At 50.7% G+C, this 4,990-nt stretch carries 5 protein-coding genes and 1 pseudogene; 3 read left to right on the top strand and 3 right to left on the bottom strand.

What is annotated here, in order from left to right; translation table 11 throughout:
• From ACUU1I_RS19600 to pldA, 3 genes are all read right to left on the bottom strand, one after another.
• Positions 1–185, bottom strand: a 185-nt coding sequence (locus ACUU1I_RS19600; RefSeq protein WP_040235416.1) for a LysE family transporter, incomplete at its 3' end; no start/stop codon positions are given.
• Positions 186–248: 63 nt separating this feature from the next.
• Positions 249–2,078 carry an ATP-dependent DNA helicase RecQ gene (gene recQ / locus ACUU1I_RS19595; RefSeq protein ID WP_152030621.1) on the bottom strand — a complete coding sequence of 610 codons (1,830 nt, stop codon included), beginning with the start codon at positions 2,076–2,078 and terminating at the stop codon, positions 249–251.
• Between the two features lie 132 nt (positions 2,079–2,210).
• The gene (gene pldA, locus ACUU1I_RS19590; RefSeq protein WP_001259700.1) at positions 2,211–3,080 is read right to left on the bottom strand and encodes a phospholipase A; all 870 of its coding nucleotides are present in this window, start codon (positions 3,078–3,080) and stop codon (positions 2,211–2,213) included.
• A gap of 164 nt (positions 3,081–3,244) precedes the next feature.
• Between pldA and yigI the strand changes: the two genes are divergently transcribed.
• From yigI to yigG, 3 genes and pseudogenes are all read left to right on the top strand, one after another.
• Positions 3,245–3,712 carry an acyl-CoA thioesterase YigI gene (yigI, locus tag ACUU1I_RS19585; protein WP_001277142.1) on the top strand — a complete coding sequence of 156 codons (468 nt, stop codon included), beginning with the start codon at positions 3,245–3,247 and terminating at the stop codon, positions 3,710–3,712.
• Positions 3,713–3,763: 51 nt separating this feature from the next.
• Complete coding sequence (gene rarD, locus ACUU1I_RS19580) at positions 3,764–4,672, top strand: EamA family transporter RarD (protein WP_000339108.1); 909 nt, start codon at positions 3,764–3,766, stop codon at positions 4,670–4,672.
• A 76-nt stretch (positions 4,673–4,748) separates the two neighbouring features.
• Positions 4,749–4,990: pseudogene (gene yigG, locus ACUU1I_RS19575) on the top strand (protein YigG); the annotation flags it as partial.

The raw sequence follows: 4,990 nt of genomic DNA, 5'->3' as shown, positions 1-4,990 counted from the left end.
AAATGCAGGCCAAGCAACGCAATCCCAGCCCAAACCATTACGCCGCAGGTAATGCCCAGCACGCCCATCATCGCTTCTTTACGGGAACGACTGACAGCGGTCTGAGAGACAAAAAAGAAATCGGGACCGGGGCTCATAAGCGCCACAATGTGCACCATGGCGACGGTGAGAAATAACATCAACATACATTTGACTCGCGGGGGAAACGTTTACGGAGTCTTCATACTGGCACTTTTTTATGCTGCTGACTACTCTTCGTCGTCGCCATCGACATGCGCACGAATCAGCGCCATAAACGGTTTACCAAAGCGTTCCAGCTTGCGCATCCCAACGCCGTTAACGCTGAGCATTTCGCTGGCGGTGATCGGCATCTGTTCAGCCATCTCAATCAAGGTTGCGTCGTTAAACACCACGTACGGCGGGACATTACTTTCATCGGCAATCGATTTACGCAGTTTGCGTAATTTGGCGAACAGTTTGCGATCATAGTTGCCGCCGAACGATTTCTGCATCGCTTTCGGTTTGAGCGCCACGATACGCGGCACGGCAAGTTGCAAAGAGGATTCGCCGCGCAGCACCGGGCGCGCGGCCTCTGTCAGTTGTAGGGCAGAATGCTGGGCAATATTTTGCGTCACCAGGCCGAGATGAATCAGCTGGCGGATCACGCTCACCCAATGTTCATGGCTTTTATCACGGCCCATACCATAGACTTTCAGTTTGTCATGACCATAGTCGCGGATACGCTGGTTATTAGCACCACGAATCACTTCCACCACATAACCCATCCCAAACCGCTGATTCACACGACCAATGGTGGAAAGGGCAATCTGAGCATCGGTTGAACCGTCGTACTGTTTCGGCGGATCGAGGCAGATATCGCAGTTCCCGCACGGCTCCTGACGCCCTTCGCCAAAATAGTTCAGCAATACCAGACGACGGCAAGTTTGCGCTTCGGCAAACGCGCCCATCGCATTGAGTTTGTGGCGCTCGATATCCAGCAACTGCCCCTGCGGCTTCTCTTCCAGACAACGGCGCAGCCACGCCATATCAGCCGGATCGTAAAACAGCATCGCTTCCGCAGGCAGGCCATCACGCCCGGCGCGACCGGTTTCCTGATAATAGGATTCGATATTGCGCGGAATATCAAAGTGGACCACGAAGCGAACGTTTGGTTTATTGATGCCCATGCCGAACGCCACCGTCGCCACCACAATTTGCAGATCATCGCGCTGGAATTTCTCCTGCACGTCGGCGCGGACATTATTTTCCAGCCCGGCATGATAGGCCGCCGCGCTAATACCCTTGCTTTGCAGGCGCGCAGCGGTGTCTTCTACTTTCGCCCGGCTGTTGCAGTAGATAATGCCAGACTTACCGCGCTGTTCCTGCACGTAGCGCATCAACTGATCGAGCGGTTTGAATTTCTCCATCAGCATGTAGCGAATATTCGGACGGTCAAAACTGCTGATTTGAATCAGCGGATCGTTCAGCCCCAGCAGGCGCACGATATCCTGGCGCGTGGTGTCGTCGGCTGTGGCGGTCAGCGCCATAAACGGCAGCGTCGGGAACCGCTGGCGCAACTGACCGAGCGCGGCATATTCCGGGCGGAAATCGTGGCCCCATTGGGAGATACAGTGCGCTTCATCGACGGCTAATAACACCGGATTCCAGTGCGCCAGATGCTCAAGAAAGTTATCCAGCATCAGGCGTTCCGGGGCGATATACAGTAAGCGAATTTGCCCGGTGCGGCAGCCTGTCATCACTTCAAGTTGCTGTTCGCGGGTTTGCGTCGAGTTAAGGCACGCCGCCGCCACGCCGTTGGCCTGTAGTTGATCCACCTGATCTTTCATCAACGAAATCAGCGGTGAAACAACCACGGTAAGGCCGTTTAGCAATAAGGCAGGAATTTGATAGCAAAGGGATTTTCCGCCACCAGTGGGCATAACAACCAGGCAATCGCGACCGGAAAGCACAGTGTCGATAATTTCTTCCTGGCCGGGGCGAAACTGTTGGTAGCCAAAGGTTTCTTGTAAAACCTGTTTAGCTCCGGACTCCAGATTCAACACTTCCGCCTGCGCCACATTCACCCCGATTGCCTGAAATAAAAACAGGCGCTATTTTCAGCGCCTGCGCGAGAAACTGCAATGCTTTTAGTCTCTGAGAGGGTAATCCTGGATGCTGGATTCCAGATTTGCCAACCACTCAACCGTTCATCAAAACAAGTCGTTTAGCATAACCCCTACACCGACACGGGTCTGGTTGAAGTTATAGTCGATGAGCGATTCTCCATAGCCGCTGTAAACCTGAGTATAAAGGCGCACATGTTTGGTGATCGGGTAACTTAAGCCTAACTCCGCGCCGCCGTAGCCGGTGTTCCAGTTGTACTGTCCTTTCGCACTGAGCACCGCATCACCGAGGTGATAGCCGATTTTAAGCTGGTAGTAACCCATATATTTGGTGATATCCGGGTTATCGTCAGTATTACCCACCACATACCACGGCTTCACTTCTACCAGCCAGTTACCGTTTTCTGCCATCAGGCGAGTATAAAGGCGGTTCCAGCTGCGGGAGGTCGGGTCTGAACGCCCGTTAGAGTCGTGGTTATACCCCATCTCCACATCGCGCAGCGTCCAACCTGCAAAACGGTAATCGGTGGCAAAACCGAGGAACAATTGCGGTTCGTAGTTGGTTTCACGAAACGGTGAAGACTCTTCGCTATTGGACAGTTGCCACCAGGATTTTTGCGTATAAGACGCACCCAACACCGAGTTTGGGCCTAAAATCCCACGCCACAGCGGAAATGCCAGGCTCAACTGAAACTTTACTTCATCCTTACGCGCATTTTCCGCCCAGTCGTAACTGGCAATCGCTTCTTTATTCAGATCGCTGGTTTGGGTGTAGATGAGGTAGTTGGTGTCATAAGGATAGAGCGTGAACGGATTGTCATGCTCCTGCAGCATATTGGCGATAATACTGCCACGCACCGCTGGCGCGTCATGCACCTCTTTCACCGTTGCCTCTTGTGCATATACTGCCATAGGCAACATAAACACCGGCAACAACCAGCCCTGCAGAGTCCGCATCGGTCGTGTTCTCCGTAACGAATTATTGATAAGGTGAATGTTTTTCTGCGGGCTATTTTACATACTTAACTCCATTGCCGTTAGTTATCCCTTCCTAAAGTAGAAACCAACAACAAAGAAGCATAAAATCAACATTTCATTAACCAATGAAGTGTAAGGATGATATGTCTGCCGTACTGACCGCTGAACAAGCCCTGAAATTAGTGGGTGAGATGTTTGTTTATCACATGCCATTTAACCGCGCATTGGGGATGGAACTGGAGCGTTACGAAAAAGAGTTCGCACAGCTGGCCTTTAAAAATCAGCCGATGATGGTGGGTAACTGGGCGCAAAGCATTTTGCACGGCGGAGTCATTGCGTCGGCGCTGGATGTCGCCGCCGGTCTGGTGTGCGTGGGAAGTACCTTAACCCGCCACGAAACCATCAGTGAAGATGAACTACGCCAGCGGCTATCGCGGATGGGGACCATTGATCTTCGCGTTGATTATCTGCGCCCAGGCAGAGGCGAGCGTTTTACTGCTACCAGTAGCCTGTTGCGTGCAGGCAATAAAGTCGCCGTCGCCCGCGTTGAATTACACAATGAAGAACAGCTTTATATTGCCAGTGCCACCGCCACCTATATGGTAGGTTGAAGACATAAAAGCAGGTAAACTGCTGTTACCAATTAAAAATGAGTATTCCCGATGGATGCAAAACAAACGCGGCAGGGCGTATTACTCGCTCTTGCCGCTTATTTTATTTGGGGTATTGCGCCAGCATACTTCAAGCTGATTTACTACGTGCCCGCCGATGAGATCCTGACGCATCGCGTGATCTGGTCGTTTTTCTTTATGGTGGTGCTGATGAGCATTTGCCGCCAGTGGTCCTATTTAAAAACGCTGATTCAGACGCCACAGAAAATTTTTATGCTGGCAGTCTCTGCCGTGCTGATTGGTGGCAACTGGCTACTGTTTATCTGGGCGGTGAACAATCACCATATGCTGGAAGCGAGCCTTGGTTACTTTATTAACCCGCTGGTGAACATTGTGCTGGGGATGATTTTCCTCGGCGAGCGATTCCGCCGGATGCAATGGCTGGCGGTGATTCTGGCGATATGTGGCGTGTTGGTCCAGCTGTGGACTTTTGGTTCGCTACCTATTATCGCGCTGGGGCTGGCATTTAGTTTTGCCTTCTACGGCCTGGTGCGCAAGAAGATTGCGGTAGAAGCACAAACCGGCATGTTAATTGAAACCATGTGGCTGCTGCCCGTGGCGGCGATTTACCTGTTTGCTATTGCCGACAGTTCAACCAGCCATATGGGGCAAAACCCGATGTCGCTGAATTTACTGCTGATCGCCGCCGGTATTGTCACTACCGTACCGCTGTTGTGTTTTACTGCCGCTGCCACGCGCCTGCGTCTCTCAACGTTAGGCTTTTTTCAGTACATTGGCCCGACGCTGATGTTCCTGCTGGCTGTGACGTTTTATGGTGAAAAACCGGGTGCCGATAAGATGGTGACTTTCACCTTTATTTGGGTGGCGCTGGCAATTTTTGTGATGGACGCGATTTATACGCAGCGTAGAACGTCCAAATCAAAAATAAATATATTCTGAAAAAATATGCCGACTCTTGTATGAGAGTGGGCATATTGCCATGCTGACAGGAGACTCACACAAGGATGTAAAATTTATGTTACGTATGTTTATCCCAACATCTAACGGTAAGATTTCCAGACGCCGATATATATTTTCATTTATTTTAATAAATTTCATTTTTGCCTTTCTTATTATCTTTTTTAACGATGGGGAAGCAGGTTTTCTTGTTATAGTCTCTACCATCGCACTCCATTATCTCGTCATCAACATGAATTGCCAACGACTCCGTGATAGTGGTTTCATATATATAAAAATTTATGTTTTTGGTACATTAGC

It is taken from the genome of Shigella sp. SIG3 (genome assembly GCF_053555855.1).
Note: the sequence above shows the minus strand (reverse complement) of the source record. Positions and strands in the feature narration are given on the sequence as shown.

What these genes read in the sequence shown, in the direction of transcription:
- pldA (WP_001259700.1), bottom strand. Translation starts at nt 3,080, where the DNA reads ATGCGGACTCTGCAGGGCTGGTTGTTGCCGGTGTTTATGTTGCCTATG.
- yigI (WP_001277142.1), top strand. Translation starts at nt 3,245, where the DNA reads ATGTCTGCCGTACTGACCGCTGAACAAGCCCTGAAATTAGTGGGTGAG.
- rarD (WP_000339108.1), top strand. Translation starts at nt 3,764, where the DNA reads ATGGATGCAAAACAAACGCGGCAGGGCGTATTACTCGCTCTTGCCGCT.